Below are 15,562 nucleotides of genomic sequence, written 5' to 3'. Positions count from 1 at the left end.
TTCAACAATAGCTAAGGCTATTCTTTAATTTTATGCCTTAATCTAACACAAAATAATTCAAACTCTTTATACGAAATTCTTATCCATAACTCGTATCATTTATTATTTTGTATTCTTTAATTATTTTCTCTTGAAAATAGTTTTTTCGGTTACATCAGAAGTACCATCATTATATGTAGTTGTTATTATAAGCTCTTCGTTTATAACTTCTACTTTATCTCCTTCAAAATACACTTCTCCTTCTTCATAATTATCTACTGCATTAGTAATAAGGTTTTCATGTTTGAAGTCTACTATAGATATTGTTTCATTTTCTTCATTATATGCCCAGTTACCAGAGTATTTCTCTTTATACTCATACTCATTTGTATATACAGCACTACAATTTGTTGCAGATGCGGTATTGTCAAGACTTTTTCCTTTTTCATCATATGATTCATAGTATGTACCATCTGCATTAAGCACAAAAATCCATACGTCTTTTTCTTCTTGATTATAAGGAACATCTGTAAGAATTTCTCCATTTTCACATTCAATAGTAGCTCCTATTTCATTTTCAATATCATTAGGCTCTTCTCTATCAAAAATCCACTCTCCTGCAATTGCATCGTTACCTCCCCATGCTTCTACTTCTACACATACTTCTTCTATTTGACTGATATTTCCTTGCTCATCATAGATACAAATATCATAGCAAAACCTTCCTGGCGCTACAGTTGCCGCAAAATCTACATCGATCTCGATGTTTCCTTCATTCATTTTTGAAGTTACTACGGCATTTTTTCTTCCTTTAATTACTGCAGACTTTCCTCCTCCAGAAGTAATAAATTCTTGAACATCATAATAACCCTCAATAGGAGTACCATTTACATCTTTGAATTGAATGTAGGCACCAGCTACCTGATCTGTTGAAGAAAAAGAGATATTAAATCCCTTGGTTAAATATGCTTCTTGTTGCGTAGTATTGATACTAAAATTCATAGTTCCTGTAGGAGTAGGAGGAGTTCCTGATTCTAGTTTACCAACAGGTATCGTCACCCCACTTTTTAACTCACTAACAGGAATTTCTCGTTCTTCTGCTACATTATCGCCAGCAGGAGCGCCGTTATCCTTGTTATCATCATCACTACTACAAGAGAATAGGCATACACTTGCAAGAAGTACTCCTGCAAAAAATAGATTTAATTTTTTCATTTGTAATTTAGGGTTTAGTAATTATTTTTTAACAAAACTGTAACAAATATATGTTTTTTTTAACAACTATTGTTTTTTGTCTTGTCCTGAAATCACAACTATACAACACTCATAGTCAAAACAATGAAGTATTTTATCACTAACATACCTTTTCTATAATTACGCTTTTCTGGTTAAAAAGAAATGTATCTCCATTCCTTTTCCCTAAGAGAAGTTTACCGATAGGAGAGTTTGCGGCAATAGCAAAATACAATTGATCATCAACTATTAATTGCCCAGCAGAAATGCTTATAAAATACTTTGCTTGCGGTGTAATGACCAAACTACCCAAACGAATATTGTTTGCAGAACTTATATTAATTTTTGCCAAAACCTCTTGTAATTTTTGTACTTCTGCGAGTTGTTTTCCTGCTTTTTCACGTTCTAATTGCAACATTGCTCTCCCCGTTTCGTGCTTATCTCCTGCGGTACTTTTGGTTTCTGAGGTCAGAGATTCCTGAATATCAGAAATAGTATTTTGAATTCTCTGTAATCTTTGATGTACATAGGTACAGCATTGTGCTAATAGTGCTTCTTTTACTTTTTTTGAATTCATTTCTTAAGCAGGCATTTTATTGATTTACTGTAATAGAGTTAGAAAATATTTCTATACAAAGAAGTGATCATTATTGTGTTTATTCTTCAAATACTAAGGTACCATAATTACGCATTTGTATACTGATCCATTTTTTTCTTTTTTGAATGTATGTAGAAGGAGGGTTTGCCATAAATTTTATGGGATTTGGCAATATTGCCGCAATAGCTGTGGCTTTGTCTTTATTGAGTGCAGATGCTGATGTATGAAACCAAAATTGTGAAGCGGCCTCTGCCCCATAAATACCATCTCCCATTTCTATACTATTGAGATAAATTTCGAGTATACGTTCTTTACTCCAAAAGGTTTCTATCAAAAAAGTAAAATAAGTTTCCAATCCTTTTCTTACCCAACTGCGTTGTGGCCATAAAAAGACATTCTTGGCTGTTTGCTGAGAAATGGTGCTTGCTCCCCGCAATCGTTTGCCTAATTTATGGGCTTCCATTGCTTGTTCGATCGCTTTGGTATCAAATCCTCTATGAGTTACAAATCGTTGATCCTCGCTACATATTACAGCCAATTGCAATGTTTTAGAAATTTTAGATAATGATACCCATTGATGCCTAATGGTATGATTCTTTTTGTCCTGTGCTTTACGAATCATCATAAGAGGGGTAACAGAAACATCGATCCATTTATATGCTAATACCCATAGTAGGCTTATAGCAATAAATAGCATACAGCTTTTAACTAGAAAACGAAACCATTTTTTCATCTATTTTTATAAAAGATCTGCTAATTCTTTTCCTACTAAAGCTCCTATTGCAACTCCCATACCCCCTTGTCTTACGCCACAAAATACGCGTGGTGAGATTTGTTTTATTATAGATTTTTTTTGAGCTCCCACCCCCATAATTCCACTCCATCGACGTTCAATTTTAACATCGGTATTGGGTAAGATTATGTTTTGTAATATTTCTTCTAGTTTATGTTGCACTAATTTAGTCTGCCCTAAGTCTGTTGTTTCTTCGGTTTTAAAATCTAAATTTCTACCTCCTCCCAATAGAATTCTATTATCAATATTCCTGAAATAGTAATATCCTTTATCTAGATGAAATGTTCCTTTGATCTGTAAATTATCTATAGGTTGTGTAATCAGTATTTGAGCCCGAGCGGGTTTTACTCCCTGAATACCTAATTGCGAAGCAAAACCATTGGTAGCTATCAACATATTGTTTGTAGAAAACGTAAAATTGTCTGTTTTTATTTTGACTGTTGCTGTATCCTCATCAAATTCTTGTACCGTACAGCTATTCAAGATTTTAATCCCAGCATTTTGTACTTTCTCTAGCAAGGCATTCATCATTTTTCCTGTATCAATCTGACCTTCATATTGATTAAAAATATACTGTGACTGAAGGTTCTTGAAATTGAATTTTTTGTCACAAGTACTAAAAACGTTGTTCTTAAAAATTGGTCTTAATAGTGTATTGATCTTTTCTATTTTTGAAAGACACTCTTCATACAACCCCTTATCTTCTCTTGTAAAAAGCTCATACCCTCCATATTGCAGGTAGTCAATTTTTTGATCTCCTAGATGTTGCCTTAGTAACTGAAGTCCTGAATGTCTCTTTGCTATCAACTGCAAAACTTCTTCTTGATCATGCGTGTTCAGGTCTTCTAAAATTTCAGAGAGGCTACCAAAACATGCAAATCCAGCATTTTTGGTACTCGCGCCATTAGGCAATATACCTCGCTCTAGTATAAGAATTCTAGCATTTGGAAATTTTTCTCGTAACCGCAATGCACAGTTAAGCCCTACAATGCCACTGCCAACAATTGTAAAATCAATAGTAGATAACCAAGTTTTATATTCCCAATAACTTAAAGACATTTATTTGAGCATCTGTGTGATTGCATTTATCTTTTTTTCTTTAAAAGTAATCATTCCTTCTACATGTATTGTCTGAGCATCTCCTTTTTTTGCTTTTATATCTATGGTATTCATAGAGGATATATAGGAATGAATAACAGGAAAATGATTTTCTGCTATTAATTGATCTATTTGAATTTGCATCCTCAAAAAATCTGTAGAGACTACCATGTCTTTATATGGTAAAGGGATTTCTTTTGAGGTACTCATTATAAATTCATCTGCTTTTTGTTTTGCATAGAATTGGTATAATGGCATTCCTTTTATTAATTGAGTTGTATCAATTACTTTACTTCGCTTCAAATAAGCTTCTGTGATATCTGTACTATCTACTTTTACAGAAAGGAGTATGTTTGGAACTGTTTTTTCTTCTACGGATACTACTGGTATTTTTTCAAATTCATCATTATATTCATACGTTATTACACTATCTTTTTGAGAGGTACTCCCTTTTATCTGAAACGTCATAAGGTTATTATAGTTTCTAAAAAGAGAATCTGTTACAAGGGTAGTCGATCCTATTTTTACTTCGTTTCCTAAATGATTCTTCAAAAATGATGTATCCTTAACCTCTCCTGCGATATACATTTGGATGCTTGTTTTATTAGAAAAAGAAGGTACTTCTTGTGATTCTTTAAAATCAATATCTGATGAGTTTTCTAACCCCCCAAAAAATTCAATTACTCCGTCTTTGCTATCTAAATGTAACATCATTCCATTTTCTCCAGTTATACTTACATGATGATGTTCTTCTTTTAATTGCTGTAACATATCATGGGTTGTTGCCATATATTTTTTGTGAAGTAAAATGTCTTCAAAAACCTTTGATATTTCTTCTTTTTTATAAGAAAAAGCAAGAACCAACGTATTGTCTAATTGAGCTAAAGAGATTGTTTCTCTTTTATTCGATTTTTGATAAAATTTCTTTCCTTCTATTTCTTTAGAAAGTCCTAATTTTTCACTTACATAAGATACTGCTTGTATTGAATCTGAAATTTTTAATGTACAGAATATTGTATTTGATACTTGTGGAACGGTATACATAAGTACACTTGCTGGTAGGTTAATTCCCCTATTTGCTTTTTCTTTACTTTGTATTGAATCCTGATCTTTTGATGAGTAATGGCTCCAATTACCAATAAAATCCCATGCTAATGTTTTGATCAATTCATTGAGATCTACCTTTACAATAGTTGTAGCATCTGCATGTACTACCTCCTCATATGCTTTTCTTTGCCATCCTTTATATAAAAAGACAAACACTACTAATACAATTAGTAGTGTTATCATCATGATTTTTTTATATTTTTTCATCTTACTCTTACTTATCCAGATTTTCTATAAGAGTCATTAAATATTTTAGCCCGTTCTTGTGTCCTTCTGGTAGTTTCATCTTGAGTTCTGCAGTCATTTTATTATTTCTCACTTTACCATTTGTCAACTGAATATCTTCTATATCATTTATTATATAATCAAGCGTTCTCTTCTTTCTTTTACTTCTTTCAAATTTCTTTGCTATTTCAAGTACTTCTTTGGTATTTATATAGATACTACCACTATTCTTTCTTAAAATTTTTCGATGTTTTTGAGATACATTTTTTGTTGAAGTATCTAATCCTTTTATCCTCTCTAAGGTCGTTCCAACAGCTATTACTCCTTGATCTATAGAAACATATAATTCTGTTGGTAATTCTCTATGTTTTAAAGTATATACTCCATCTTTATATGATGACACCCCTTTCTCCTCTCCTAGCTTAAGTAATTTTTTGAGTATACCTGTATCACTAGAAGACAATAGCAATAAGAAATCAGGAATAGTTTCTGTTCTTGTTTTTTCTACCTCTTTCTGTTTAAAATCATCATCATATTTATAAGATTTATAGGTAACTTCTTTATCAGAAAGATCATACATCAAAAATAATGCATCACCTTTTATTACCTTGCTTATCGCTTTTTCGTCTAATACAATAGATAATAATTCTGTTATGATATCAGCTTCTGTCTCAAAAAGTCCTCCAAGGTTATTTTTCATCATCTTGGGATACTCTGTCAAAAATCCTTTTGTATCTATAACATAAGATGCGTATCCTAGTATTTCATCTTCATTGATATACTTCAAAAACTTTTTGTTTAGCGAGTTTCCATATACTTTTTTCATTCTGGAAGCCATCTTTTTATCCAAATGATAGGTGGCTTTCATTTTTAACTCATCTTTTTCTGCATACACATGTCCAGAAAATTGTTGACGTTCATATTTTGCTTGATCCATACCAGCATACAAAAAGCTTGAGTAATATCTACTCATTTTACCTTTCATTACATCTGAGTATATTTTCATAAAGTCAGAAACCCAGATTGAAGCTTCTGCTTTCTTATCTATTGTTTTTACATATTCTCGATTAGCTAGTATTGATTGTTTATTTGTTATTGGTGTATTGAGAATGTGATATGCTTTATTTCGTACATAATGAAAAGTTATTTCTTCTTTTTGCTCCCATTTTTCAAAAATATCATCACGCAAATATTTACCTAACTCCTCTTCTCCTTCTTCTCCTTTTTTTCTTTCTGGTAAATTATATAGTTCTCTTACTTTATCATCAGTAAAATATGATTCGATTATTTCTCCAGTTATAGAAAGCACCATCTTATCATTCCAGGCTATTACTGATTCTTTTGAATATTCTTTATAACGAATTTTGACCCCATCTTCTTCTACTACCTTTCCTCTTCTCAGCAATTTCTCAAATTTCTGAACATCATTTATTGGCATTAGCGCACAATGATATCTTATACTATCAGTTATCTGATAAAAATAATAACCCGTAGAAGAGATATCCAAACCTAAATCTGCAACACTTTGTTGCCTATCTCTATTTCTTGTAGCTTCTCGTAGTATTTCTTTTCCTACTTTGGTTTTATCAAATTCCTGTATCGGAATAAGCTCAATGAGGTTTTCTCCTTTTAACGAAGCTACAGCATTTGCTTCTTTGGGTATTTTATATGCGAGGTCTTGAGCATTTATGTACATTACACCGAGTAATGCAATTGCTAGTAAGTAGTATTTATTCATTGTGAAGTAATTATTTTGCTAATTGAATTTTGGTATTAAGTTTTGTGTGTCCGTTTATTAAATCTATCGCATTGACTCTAAGCATTGCTGCCTTTTTTGATTTAGAGACTTTAGCTTTTGTATTTGAAACAGATTGGATTTGCTCATTAAATCTATAGATACCAGTATAAGAAGCATTTTCAAATACTTTTTTAGTATCTACAGGTAGCTTATTATATTGTTTTAATAGCTGAGAATCATAGTTGTATTCTTTGGTAAATTCTTTGTTTGAAACATCATATTCATAAGTGTTGTATGATTGTATCTTTACCTTTTGTTTACCTAATACTTCTTTGGTTAGGTTATTTATGCTATTAATATTTTTGAAAGAACATTGCACTGAAAAAACATAGTTTTCATAATCTTCTTTTTTTGTAACATTATATATTCCTTTGGATTTTTTTAGATAGTTTACTACTTCTATCATTCCTTGTTGTATACCTTCTCTTGATGGTACTTTATGCCCATTTATACTATCTAATAGCATTATCGAGGTGATTTTAGATTTACTTTGACTTAGATTTATGGTAAGTACAAAGTCTCCTGATCCATCTTTATTGAGATTTACTTCTTCTATGATCTCAAAACAAGATGTAAGAGATAGAAGTACTACTAGTAATATAAGTTTTGTAATGTAGTTCTTCAACATACCTATTTATTTTTAATATATGTTTTATGCCCAACAGAGAATACAAAGTTACCATCAAAAAGGTACAACAAAAACACCTTTTTAAGTGAAAAATGCCCCCCTGAAAACAGGGGGGCATTTTTTCTTATTTCAAAAAATAAAAGAGATACATATTAAGCTTCTTCCATTTCAAAATCTTCCATGAATTTGGTTGTATAATTACCTGCAACATAGTCTGGGTGATCCATAAGTTGTCTATGGAAAGGTACTGTAGTTTTTATTCCTTCTACTACAAATTCGTCTAGTGCTCTTTTCATTTTATTGATCGCCTCTTCACGTGTTTGTGCTGTGGTAATCAACTTAGCAATCATAGAATCGTAGTTAGGTGGAATAATATATCCACTATATACGTGTGTATCTACACGTACCCCATGTCCTCCTGGAATGTGTAAGTTGGTAATTTTTCCTGGTGAAGGTCTAAAGTCTTTGTATGGATCTTCTGCATTAATTCTACATTCTATAGAATGTAGTTGCGGAAAATAGTTCTTACCAGAAATCGGCACTCCTGCCGCTACTAGAATCTGCTCTCTTATCAGGTCATAGTCTACCACTTGTTCTGTAATAGGGTGCTCTACCTGAATACGAGTATTCATTTCCATAAAGTAGAAGTTACGATGCTTATCTACCAAAAACTCTACAGTTCCAGCTCCTTCATACTTAATAAATTCTGATGCTTTTACTGCAGCTTCTCCCATTTTCTTACGAAGTTCATCTGTCATAAAAGGTGACGGAGTTTCTTCTGTAAGTTTTTGGTGTCTTCTTTGCACCGAGCAATCTCTTTCTGATAGGTGACAGGCTCTTCCATTACTATCTCCAACAATTTGGATTTCGATATGACGTGGCTCTTCTATGAGTTTCTCCATATACATACCATCATTTCCAAATGAGGCGGCAGCTTCTTGTCGTGCACTATCCCATGATTTTTTCAGGTTTTCTTTTTCCCATACAGCTCTCATTCCTTTTCCTCCTCCTCCTGCAGTAGCTTTAAGCATTACAGGATATCCCATCTCATCTGCAAGCTTTTCTGTCTCTTCAAAAGAGTCAAGTATTCCTTCACTACCTGGAATGGTAGGCACTCCAGCAGCTTTCATCGTTGCTTTTGCAGAGGCTTTATCTCCCATTCTATCAATCATCTCGGCACTGGCACCGATAAATTTTATTTCATGTTCTTCACATATTTTGGAGAACTTTGCATTTTCTGATAAGAATCCATATCCAGGATGTATTGCATCTGCATTTGTAATCTCTGCAGCAGCAATAATATTAGACATTTTAAGATAAGATTCATTACTTGGGGCTGGCCCTATACATACTGCTTCATCAGCAAAACGTACATGTAAACTTTCTGCATCTGCCGTAGAGTATACAGCTACAGATTTTATACCCATTTCTTTACAGGTTCTGATTACACGCATGGCAATCTCACCTCTATTGGCTATTAGAATTTTTTTGAACATAACTTTTAAAATTTAAAAATCTCAAATTCCAAATTCCAAATTCTGAAATAATCAGATTTTGGGAATTGTATCTTGGAATTTTAAAATCGGGTTATGATGGATCCACCAAGAATAATGGTTGATCAAATTCTACAGGAGAAGAGTCATCAACTAATACTTTTACTATTTTACCAGAAACCTCACTTTCGATTTCATTAAAAAGTTTCATAGCTTCAATAATACAAAGCACATCTCCTTCTTTTATAGAGTCACCTACTTCTACAAATGTAGGCTTGTCTGGTGATGGTTTTCTATAAAGTGTTCCTATGATAGGAGATTTGATCGTTATGTATTTTGAGTTATCTTCTGCAGCAGCAGCGGGAGCTTCATTTGTTGGCGTCACTGCTGGTGGGGTAGATGCAACCTGTTGTGTTTGCACAGGAGCCATTTGCTGTGGAGCAACTGTACCAGCCGCAGGCAAATGTTGTACAATTGTTGTTGCTTCTTTGTTTTCTTCTGTAGTCTTAATGGTGATTTTAATGTCATCCATTTCTAACTTTACTTCGCTGGCACCAGATTTGGCAACGAATTTAATTAAATTCTGAATTTCTTTTAAATCCATAATGTGGGTATTGTGTTTTTTTTAGTTGTTTAGGCGTTATAAGCCCATTTTAGAAAAATAGATCCCCAAGTAAAGCCTCCTCCAAATGAGGCAAATACTATATTATCTCCTTTTTTGAGTTGTTTTTCGTAATCATGTAACAGTAGCGGTAAGGTAGCAGATGTGGTATTACCGTATCGCTGGATATTCATAAGAACCTTGTTTTCATCAAGTTCCATTCTTTTGGCTGTAGCATCAATAATACGTTTATTTGCCTGATGAGCTACAAGCCAGTTTACATCCTCTCCTGTTAGATTATTACGTTCTAAGATCTTACTACTGGCATCAGCCATGTTTGAAACCGCATATTTAAATACAGTTTTTCCGTCTTGTTGAACAAAATGTTGCCTATTGGCTACAGTTTCTTCTGTAGGGGGAAGTATTGATCCTCCTGCTTCGATTTTGAGGAACTCTCTTCCTATACCATCACTTCGTAGATACTCATCTTGTAATCCCAAACCTTCTTGATTGGGTTCAAAAAGAACGGCACCTCCTCCGTCACCAAAAATGATACAGGTAGTACGATCGGTATAATCAATAATAGAAGACATTTTATCTGCTCCTATTACTAATACTTTTTTATATCTTCCTGATTCAATATAACTAGCTGCAGTAGACATTCCATATAAAAAACTGGAACAGGCTGCTTGTAAGTCATAAGAAAAAGCATTGACAGCTCCTATTTGTGAGGCTGTATATGCTGCTGTTGCAGCAACAGGAAGATCAGGGGTAGCAGTAGCAAAGATAACCATATCTATCTCTTTTGGATCGAGATTTCTTTTGGCAATCAGATCTTCTGCGGCTTTAATACCTAAAAAAGAAGTCCCTTTGTCTTTATCTTTTAGTATTCTACGTTCTTTGATACCTGTACGACTGGTTATCCATTCGTCATTGGTTTCGACCATAGTTGCTAATATATCATTAGTCAACACATAGTCTGGCACATAAGCGCCTACAGCTGTAATAGCGGCTGTGATTTTACTCATATCTTAGTTTTAGTTTCACGAACTACAGCACAAAATAGCGCTTAAAAATTCGTTGAAATTACTAAATTATACACAAACATGGCGCAAAATAAGTGGATTTTGACACATATTCAACTAAAAACAAAAAAACTCTCACAAATGCGAGAGCTCTTTTATAATTTCATCTATATCGTTATGCTACTTCTTCTTCAGTATTATCAATAACGATTTGGCCACGATAGTATAGTTTACCTTCGTGCCAGTGGGCTCTATGATACAAATGCGCTTCTCCTGTAGTAGGATCAGTAGCTATTTGTGGTACAGAAGCTTTATAATGCGTTCTTCTCTTATCTCTTCTGGTTTTCGATATTTTTCTCTTAGGATGTGCCATTGCTTAGCTATTATTTATCGTTTAATAAGTTTTTTAATTTATCCCAACGAGGATCTGTCTCCTCATCGTCATTTGTTTTTGTTTTTTCCTTTGGACTTAATTCTTCTAATTTTTCGAGTATATCAGATTGTAATGTACCATTCTCTACACCTGGATGAACTCTTTTGGATGGCATTGCCAGAACAATAAGTTCATAAATATATTGTTGTACGTTTACTTCATATTCTCCATGCGGGAGAATAAGTAGTTCTTCGTTTTCATCATTATATTCATCTCCAAATTTTACTACCAAAAACAAATCGTTTTCTATTGGCAGATCAAAAGGCTCATTAGTGAGATCACAATTCACATTTACAGTTCCTGTTGCTTTAAACTCGAGTTCTAACATTGTTGTTTTCTTGTTAAACTCCAGATCAACTTTTACTGCAGATGCATTAAATTCATCATACTCAAAATGTTTAAAGAACGTATTCTCAATTTGATACTCAAACTGGTGTAATCCTTGCTTCAGCCCAACAAAAGGAATAGTATACTCTTTTAGTTGTTTCATTTCATCATCAGTTTCAGACGCCTATCAATTTGATAAAGGCGGGTGCAAAGATAATAAAAATTCGTTATGAAAGTATTTTTGTAAACAAAATTATATCAGTTCGTTAGTGATTCATAAATATAATGTGTGCAGTTTTTACTGCAAAGGTTTGTCAAATACCTTATTTTTTTCCTTCAAATGACTTCTTTTGGGGTTTTCGAGCTTGCTTTTTGAGCGGGTTCTTGGTTAACTCTTGATATTCTTCTCTTCTTTTAAAAATTTTTAGTGCTGTAAACACTGCTTCCTTAAAAGAGCTATTATCTGCTTTGTTTTTTCCTGCAATTTCAAAAGCTGTACCGTGATCTGGCGAGGTACGTACTTTATTTAGTCCTGCCGTATAATTTACACCTTTGCCAAAGGATAAGGTTTTAAAGGGTATTAATCCTTGGTCATGATATGAGGCTACAATTGCATCAAAAACTTTATAGTTATCAGAACCAAAAAAACTGTCTGCTGCATATGGCCCGTATACCAATTTGCCAGATTCATTAATTTCTTGAATTGTTGGTTTTAATATTTCTTCATCTTCCTTGCCTATTACTCCGTTATCTCCACTATGCGGATTAATACCTAATACTGCTATTTTGGGCTTAGAAATACCAAAATCCTGCTTGAGTGCTTGATGAATGGTATTTATTTTTTGATGTATTAACTCTGGTGTGATCGTTGTTGCTATATCTTTGATAGCTACATGATCTGTAAGTAATCCTACCTTTAATTCATCTGTAATCATAAACATTAGGCTATTACCTTCTAGTTCCTGGTCTAGATAATCGGTATGTCCTGGAAATTTAAATTCTTCTGATTGTATACTACGCTTATTAATAGGAGCAGTAACTAACACGTCTATTTCATTTTCTTTTAATGCTTTGGTTGCTGCAACAAGAGATTTGATCGCATATTCTCCTATCTTTTGATCTTCTTTACCAAAATTAATATTCACGCCTTCTTTCCATACATTAAGCACATTAATCTTACCATCTAAAACCTGAGAAGTTTTATCTACTCCATGAAGGTTTACTGGGCTTTTATAATGTTTTTTTAAGAAAGAAAGGTTTTTTACTGAGGCAAATATTACAGGAGTACAAAAATCAAGCATCCGTGAATCTTCAAAAGTTTTGAGCACTACTTCACTTCCTATTCCGTTAAGATCTCCTATAGAAATTCCTAATCTTATTTTTTCTTCTTTCTTCATTATATAAACTACTTTATCTGTATTTTTGACCTATAGTATCAGAACTAATACCAATTAATTTGATATTAGGTCACAAGGTCACAAATTTAATTAAATAATTTGCATTTATGTTCACTGGAATCATTGAAGAATTAGGAACAGTTACTCACCTAGAGAGTGATAAAGAAAATTTAAACATTACAGTACGTGCTAATTTTACTTCAGAACTAAAAATTGATCAGAGTATTTCGCATAATGGTGTGTGTCTTACTGTAGTGGCAATCAATGATGATCAATATACTGTAACAGCGATCAAAGAGACTTTAGACAAAACCAATCTAGATACATTGGCAGTAGGTAGTATCGTAAACCTAGAGCGTGGGATGAAATTAGGGGATCGCCTTGATGGACATATTGTACAGGGGCATGTAGATCAAACCGCAATATGTACTGCCGTCAAAGAGGCTCAAGGAAGTTGGTATTTTACATTTAACTATGATCCTGAGCTACACAATATCACTATAGAAAAAGGTTCTGTTACTGTAAATGGAGTTAGCCTTACTGTGGTAGACTCTAAGAAAAATGAATTTAGTGTAGCTATTATTCCTTTTACGTATGAGCATACAAATTTTAACACCTTCAAGATAGATACAGTTGTCAATCTGGAGTTTGATGTTATTGGTAAGTATGTAAAGCGGATTACCGAATTAAGATAGAAAAGTAGAACAGTGAGCTGAACACTACACTAATTCTACTTCATTAAATTTAAAAAGCGAAACTCTGTTTCTTTCAATCTTTAAGAGAACTCCTCCTAAATTCCCCATTGTTGAGCAGGATTCGAAATCCAATACTCTGCCAAAAAACTGACTTCTTGTATCAATTACTTTATACTGCATAATTCTAGATTTGATTAATTTTCCCATTTATTCATTATGGTTGTTCTTTCCCCAAAAAACATACCATACTGTATCAAATTCAAAAACAAATGTACAATACACCTTTCTTTTTCTAAAATATACTTATCAGGTTTTATTAACAGAAAACAAATAAAACAAACACTTAACCTACTAACTAACAATTGTATGTGCAACAAAAACATATCTAAGCTTCATATTAAATCAAAGAGATCACCTAATTACTCACTATTAAAAAATAAGTAGACTCATAAAATACATCGCTTCTAATAGAGTTACATAATAATGCTGTTTAAAAAAATAACATTATAAAAACAATTTAGATTTGTTGGAATCATTCCTAATTTTGTATTTTTGTAGTGGAATTATTCCATAAATCATTTTCCTTTTATTTACCAGAAATTGGATTATGTTTTTTGTTGATTTGGCATATATTTTGTGAAAGCAGCGACAGACCCTAATTGATATTATAACTACTTAATACAAATGTTATGAGTGGTATAAGCTATGAAATACAGAATCGAAAATTACAATCGTATAAGCATACGTTTGACTACAATTTTTGTAAAAGAAAATACAATGAATATGCTTGCATGCCTCTAGAGGAGTTTAAAAAATGCTTGAGCAATGCCCAAAAACTGGGAGAGATTGGCCATTTATGTTCTTTTATCTATTGGATCAAGAACAAAGAACGTCATGAATACAGAGATACGTTTGGAGATTATGGTCTTATCCATTTATTGTTTCATTGCCTAGAAGGTGCTGAACAAGTAAATATTCATGCCGAATATATTCACAGCTTATTTAAAGAGGATATTAGATTGGTATAATCTTTTTACAAAATTCTTTTTCTAACAAATAATGGTTGTAAAACAGAAATCGAAAAGAGTCGTATTCTGATTTTACCCAAATAAAAAAAAGACCCTCTGATGGATCAAAAAGACGCTCCGTTAGACTCTGAGGTCTCAAAATTAGACTTACACGTCTCAAAATTAGAGAACAACCTCTCAATTTTAGACTATAAACACCCATCATTAGACTACATGATCCCAAAAATGAGACATCAATACCTAAATTTTCATTAAAACACCTCATCAGAAGGTAAAATAGGTCCATCACATTATACAATTACCCTAATTTTGAGACCCTCGGGTCTAAATTTGGGTCGTATGAGATTTTTTTTAGAAAAAAATGTGTCAGTTTCAAAAAACGGGACAATCCTGTTGTATTATTGACAAATAATTCATTGATTACAAATACTTAATGCACATAAAATGAAAAAAAACAATGAAATGAAAAAGGTAGATTTTATAGCCTGGACATTATTGTCATCATTATTGCTATCCTACTGCATAGGATATGGTATTGGTTATATTTTTTCCTGAGCCATATAATTCTATTAATTATCGTTTTACTATTTATAAACACTTTATTTAATAAATCTAAAATTCACAGTATATTCTTATGAAAACAAAAATCAATTTTTTAGGCTACTTATCTAAATTAATAAACAAGTTAAGTCATTTAGATTTCGTAACCCTTATGCTAGCTATAACTATGGGGTTATTTTATATCGGTTGGGAACTTGGCAGAATGTCTGCAAAAATGTAACTAATTATAAAAAACTCTTGCGAGAGGGCTTATATTAATATTTCTTATTCATGCCATAATATCAATACCATGTAAGTTTATTTATCTGCTCTCTTATATTCAATGTATGTATTAGAAAACATCATTATAAAAAACAAAAAAAGCCTTACATCTCTGTAAGGCTTAGTTTTACTAGGTGGTCCCACTTGGGCTCGAACCAAGGACCCCCTGATTATGAGTCAGGTGCTCTAACCAGCTGAGCTATGGGACCTAAAACGGAGGGCAAATTTAAGGATTTGATATAAACCGCCAAACATTTTTTTCTATTATTTTAAATCTTTTTT

17 protein-coding genes and 1 tRNA gene are annotated in these 15,562 nt (G+C 32.7%); 3 read left to right on the top strand and 15 right to left on the bottom strand.

Annotation, left to right across the window (positions count from 1 at the left end; all coding sequences use genetic code 11):
• Positions 1-120 precede the first annotated feature (120 nt).
• The 13 genes from DG508_RS08770 to pdxA all read right to left on the bottom strand — a co-directional run bounded on the left by DG508_RS08770 (position 121) and on the right by pdxA (position 12,735).
• The gene (locus DG508_RS08770) at positions 121-1,194 is read right to left on the bottom strand and encodes a hypothetical protein (protein WP_108867781.1); all 1,074 of its coding nucleotides are present in this window, start codon (positions 1,192-1,194) and stop codon (positions 121-123) included.
• 139 nt (positions 1,195-1,333) lie between these two features.
• Positions 1,334-1,789, bottom strand: a complete 456-nt coding sequence (locus tag DG508_RS08765; protein ID WP_108867780.1) for a 3-oxoacyl-ACP synthase — start codon at positions 1,787-1,789, stop codon at positions 1,334-1,336.
• A 79-nt stretch (positions 1,790-1,868) separates the two neighbouring features.
• The gene (mtgA, locus tag DG508_RS08760; protein ID WP_108867779.1) at positions 1,869-2,543 is read right to left on the bottom strand and encodes a monofunctional biosynthetic peptidoglycan transglycosylase; all 675 of its coding nucleotides are present in this window, start codon (positions 2,541-2,543) and stop codon (positions 1,869-1,871) included.
• A gap of 6 nt (positions 2,544-2,549) precedes the next feature.
• Positions 2,550-3,662 (bottom strand): NAD(P)/FAD-dependent oxidoreductase, encoded by a 1,113-nt coding sequence (locus DG508_RS08755; protein ID WP_108867778.1) that lies wholly within the window; start codon positions 3,660-3,662, stop codon positions 2,550-2,552.
• Positions 3,663-5,015: a hypothetical protein gene (locus DG508_RS08750; protein WP_108867777.1), complete on the bottom strand. Its 1,353-nt coding sequence runs from the start codon at positions 5,013-5,015 to the stop codon at positions 3,663-3,665.
• 7 nt (positions 5,016-5,022) lie between these two features.
• Positions 5,023-6,771 (bottom strand): hypothetical protein, encoded by a 1,749-nt coding sequence (locus DG508_RS08745; RefSeq protein ID WP_108867776.1) that lies wholly within the window; start codon positions 6,769-6,771, stop codon positions 5,023-5,025.
• A gap of 10 nt (positions 6,772-6,781) precedes the next feature.
• Positions 6,782-7,459 (bottom strand): hypothetical protein, encoded by a 678-nt coding sequence (locus DG508_RS08740; RefSeq protein ID WP_108867775.1) that lies wholly within the window; start codon positions 7,457-7,459, stop codon positions 6,782-6,784.
• A 152-nt stretch (positions 7,460-7,611) separates the two neighbouring features.
• Positions 7,612-8,955 carry an acetyl-CoA carboxylase biotin carboxylase subunit gene (accC, locus tag DG508_RS08735; protein WP_108867774.1) on the bottom strand — a complete coding sequence of 448 codons (1,344 nt, stop codon included), beginning with the start codon at positions 8,953-8,955 and terminating at the stop codon, positions 7,612-7,614.
• 91 nt (positions 8,956-9,046) lie between these two features.
• Positions 9,047-9,556: an acetyl-CoA carboxylase biotin carboxyl carrier protein gene (gene accB, locus DG508_RS08730; RefSeq protein ID WP_108867773.1), complete on the bottom strand. Its 510-nt coding sequence runs from the start codon at positions 9,554-9,556 to the stop codon at positions 9,047-9,049.
• A 29-nt stretch (positions 9,557-9,585) separates the two neighbouring features.
• Positions 9,586-10,581 (bottom strand): beta-ketoacyl-ACP synthase III, encoded by a 996-nt coding sequence (locus DG508_RS08725; protein WP_108867772.1) that lies wholly within the window; start codon positions 10,579-10,581, stop codon positions 9,586-9,588.
• A gap of 172 nt (positions 10,582-10,753) precedes the next feature.
• A complete protein-coding gene (gene rpmF, locus DG508_RS08720) occupies positions 10,754-10,951 on the bottom strand; it encodes a 50S ribosomal protein L32 (protein ID WP_024768393.1) in 198 nt (65 codons plus the stop codon).
• Positions 10,952-10,961: 10 nt separating this feature from the next.
• Positions 10,962-11,501: a YceD family protein gene (locus DG508_RS08715; protein ID WP_108867771.1), complete on the bottom strand. Its 540-nt coding sequence runs from the start codon at positions 11,499-11,501 to the stop codon at positions 10,962-10,964.
• 160 nt (positions 11,502-11,661) lie between these two features.
• The gene (gene pdxA / locus DG508_RS08710) at positions 11,662-12,735 is read right to left on the bottom strand and encodes a 4-hydroxythreonine-4-phosphate dehydrogenase PdxA (RefSeq protein WP_108867770.1); all 1,074 of its coding nucleotides are present in this window, start codon (positions 12,733-12,735) and stop codon (positions 11,662-11,664) included.
• A 107-nt stretch (positions 12,736-12,842) separates the two neighbouring features.
• Here pdxA and DG508_RS08705 point away from each other — a divergent pair, with 107 nt between their 5' ends.
• Complete coding sequence (locus DG508_RS08705; RefSeq protein WP_108867769.1) at positions 12,843-13,430, top strand: riboflavin synthase; 588 nt, start codon at positions 12,843-12,845, stop codon at positions 13,428-13,430.
• Between the two features lie 24 nt (positions 13,431-13,454).
• Here the strand turns inward: DG508_RS08705 and DG508_RS08700 are convergent, their stop codons facing one another.
• Positions 13,455-13,637 (bottom strand): hypothetical protein, encoded by a 183-nt coding sequence (locus DG508_RS08700; protein WP_103864370.1) that lies wholly within the window; start codon positions 13,635-13,637, stop codon positions 13,455-13,457.
• Positions 13,638-14,119: 482 nt separating this feature from the next.
• Between DG508_RS08700 and DG508_RS08695 the strand changes: the two genes are divergently transcribed.
• Together DG508_RS08695 and DG508_RS20990 are read left to right on the top strand one after the other, a co-directional pair.
• Positions 14,120-14,458: a hypothetical protein gene (locus DG508_RS08695; RefSeq protein WP_146052707.1), complete on the top strand. Its 339-nt coding sequence runs from the start codon at positions 14,120-14,122 to the stop codon at positions 14,456-14,458.
• A 99-nt stretch (positions 14,459-14,557) separates the two neighbouring features.
• Positions 14,558-14,713: a hypothetical protein gene (locus tag DG508_RS20990; RefSeq protein WP_159090766.1), complete on the top strand. Its 156-nt coding sequence runs from the start codon at positions 14,558-14,560 to the stop codon at positions 14,711-14,713.
• Positions 14,714-15,415: 702 nt separating this feature from the next.
• Here DG508_RS20990 and DG508_RS08690 read toward each other — a convergent pair.
• Positions 15,416-15,489: transfer RNA gene (locus tag DG508_RS08690), tRNA-Ile, on the bottom strand.
• Between the last annotated feature and the right edge of the window lie 73 nt (positions 15,490-15,562).

Origin of the sequence: Aquimarina aquimarini, from assembly GCF_900299535.1 — a bacterium.
In the GTDB taxonomy this organism is placed as follows: domain Bacteria; phylum Bacteroidota; class Bacteroidia; order Flavobacteriales; family Flavobacteriaceae; genus Aquimarina; species Aquimarina aquimarini.
Note: the sequence above shows the minus strand (reverse complement) of the source record. Positions and strands in the feature narration are given on the sequence as shown.

What these genes read in the sequence shown, in the direction of transcription:
- DG508_RS08770 (WP_108867781.1), bottom strand. Translation starts at nt 1,194, where the DNA reads ATGAAAAAATTAAATCTATTTTTTGCAGGAGTACTTCTTGCAAGTGTA.
- DG508_RS08765 (WP_108867780.1), bottom strand. Translation starts at nt 1,789, where the DNA reads ATGAATTCAAAAAAAGTAAAAGAAGCACTATTAGCACAATGCTGTACC.
- mtgA (WP_108867779.1), bottom strand. Translation starts at nt 2,543, where the DNA reads ATGAAAAAATGGTTTCGTTTTCTAGTTAAAAGCTGTATGCTATTTATT.
- DG508_RS08755 (WP_108867778.1), bottom strand. Translation starts at nt 3,662, where the DNA reads ATGTCTTTAAGTTATTGGGAATATAAAACTTGGTTATCTACTATTGAT.
- DG508_RS08750 (WP_108867777.1), bottom strand. Translation starts at nt 5,015, where the DNA reads ATGAAAAAATATAAAAAAATCATGATGATAACACTACTAATTGTATTA.
- DG508_RS08745 (WP_108867776.1), bottom strand. Translation starts at nt 6,771, where the DNA reads ATGAATAAATACTACTTACTAGCAATTGCATTACTCGGTGTAATGTAC.
- DG508_RS08740 (WP_108867775.1), bottom strand. Translation starts at nt 7,459, where the DNA reads ATGTTGAAGAACTACATTACAAAACTTATATTACTAGTAGTACTTCTA.
- accC (WP_108867774.1), bottom strand. Translation starts at nt 8,955, where the DNA reads ATGTTCAAAAAAATTCTAATAGCCAATAGAGGTGAGATTGCCATGCGT.
- accB (WP_108867773.1), bottom strand. Translation starts at nt 9,556, where the DNA reads ATGGATTTAAAAGAAATTCAGAATTTAATTAAATTCGTTGCCAAATCT.
- DG508_RS08725 (WP_108867772.1), bottom strand. Translation starts at nt 10,581, where the DNA reads ATGAGTAAAATCACAGCCGCTATTACAGCTGTAGGCGCTTATGTGCCA.
- rpmF (WP_024768393.1), bottom strand. Translation starts at nt 10,951, where the DNA reads ATGGCACATCCTAAGAGAAAAATATCGAAAACCAGAAGAGATAAGAGA.
- DG508_RS08715 (WP_108867771.1), bottom strand. Translation starts at nt 11,501, where the DNA reads ATGAAACAACTAAAAGAGTATACTATTCCTTTTGTTGGGCTGAAGCAA.
- pdxA (WP_108867770.1), bottom strand. Translation starts at nt 12,735, where the DNA reads ATGAAGAAAGAAGAAAAAATAAGATTAGGAATTTCTATAGGAGATCTT.
- DG508_RS08705 (WP_108867769.1), top strand. Translation starts at nt 12,843, where the DNA reads ATGTTCACTGGAATCATTGAAGAATTAGGAACAGTTACTCACCTAGAG.
- DG508_RS08700 (WP_103864370.1), bottom strand. Translation starts at nt 13,637, where the DNA reads ATGGGAAAATTAATCAAATCTAGAATTATGCAGTATAAAGTAATTGAT.
- DG508_RS08695 (WP_146052707.1), top strand. Translation starts at nt 14,120, where the DNA reads ATGAGTGGTATAAGCTATGAAATACAGAATCGAAAATTACAATCGTAT.
- DG508_RS20990 (WP_159090766.1), top strand. Translation starts at nt 14,558, where the DNA reads ATGGATCAAAAAGACGCTCCGTTAGACTCTGAGGTCTCAAAATTAGAC.